The sequence below is a fragment of the Arthrobacter sp. 10N418 genome (genome assembly GCF_056394725.1).
Genome location: NZ_JBFTIK010000062.1, coordinates 1 through 1,427 on the forward strand (window position 1 = coordinate 1; position 1,427 = coordinate 1,427).

1 protein-coding gene is annotated in these 1,427 nt (G+C 67.9%); it reads right to left on the minus strand.

What is annotated here, in order from left to right; all coding sequences use genetic code 11:
* Nucleotides 1-53: 53 nt before the first annotated feature.
* A complete protein-coding gene (locus AC1DCZ_RS19305) occupies nucleotides 54-1,304 on the minus strand; it encodes an IS256 family transposase (RefSeq protein ID WP_476976002.1) in 1,251 nt (416 codons plus the stop codon).
* Nucleotides 1,305-1,427: the final 123 nt, after the last annotated feature.

The window sequence follows — 1,427 nt, forward strand, 5'->3', positions numbered from 1 at the left end:
GGTCAAGTCCATTTGTGTGGTGTAACGCGTTTGTTGCGTGATTCTTGGGGTGGTTAGGCGCTGAGCGCCAGTTCGGGGTTGGTGTCCTCCTGTTCTGGCTCGGCAGCCGGCACGGTGCCGACGGTCTGTGATTGTTGCATGAGCTCGAGGCTGAGGTAGCGGCGCGCTTCGATCCATTCATCATGCTGTTCGGCCAGCACGGCGCCGACGAGCCGGATCAGGGCGGTGCGGTCGGGGAAGATCCCGACGACGTCGGTGCGGCGCCGGATTTCCCGGTTGAGGCGTTCCTGCGGGTTGTTGGACCAGACTTGGCGCCAGAGGCCCTTGGGGAAGGGCGTGAACGCCAGGATGTCCTCCCGGGCGGCCTCAAGGTGGTCCGCGACGCGGGGCAGCTTCTCGGCCAGGGCATCCAGGACCCGGTCGAACTGGGCGTGGACGCCGGCGGCGTCGGGCTGGTCGTAGACCGAGTGGAGCAGGGTTTTCACCCACGGCCAGGACGCCTTCGGGGTCACCGCCATGAGGTTCGCCGCGTAGTGCGTGCGGCAGCGCTGCCAAGCGGCCCCGGGCAGGGTCGCCCCGATCGCGGCGACCAGCCCGGCATGGGCGTCGGCGGTCACCAGTTTCACCCCGGTCAGGCCGCGGGCGGTCAGGTCGCGGAAGAAGCCCAGCCAGCCGGCGCCGTCCTCGGCGGAGGACGCCTGGATCCCCAGGACCTCGCGGTGTCCGTCGGCGTTGACCCCGGTTGCGACCATGGCGTGGACGTTCACGACCCGGCCGCCTTCGCGGACCTTCAGGACCAGGGCGTCGGCGGCGACGAACGGGTACGGGCCGGCGTCCAGCGGGCGGGTGCGGAACGCCTCGACCTGCGCGTCGAGGTCAGCGGCCATGACCGAGACCTGGGACTTCGATAACCGGGTGATCCCGAGGGTCTCGACGAGCTTTTCCATCCGCCGGGTACTCACCCCGAGCAGGTAGCAGGTCGCGACCACGGTCGTGAGTGCGGCCTCGGCCCGGCGGCGGCGCTCCAGCAGCCAGTCCGGGAAGTAGGAGCCTTGCCGGAGCTTGGGGATGGCGACGTCCAGGGTGCCGGTGCGGGTGTCGAAGTCCCGGTGCCGGTACCCGTTCCGGGAGTTGCTGCGGGCCTCGGAACGGGCACCGTATTCAGCGCCGCAGACAGCGTCCGCTTCTGCGCTCATCAGCGCGTTGATAAAGGTCGTGAGCATGGAACGCATCAGATCCGGAGAGGCCTGCTCGAGCTGCTCGGACAGGAAACGGGCAGGGTCGATAATATGGGGTGCGGTCATCGCGTGGATACTCCTTGAGAGAAGACTTTGGTCGGTCTTTCCAAGAATCACGCGATGGCCGCCTCACGTTCGGGAACAACACGCCCGGGGCCGGGCCGTTACACCACGCTAATGGGCACTACC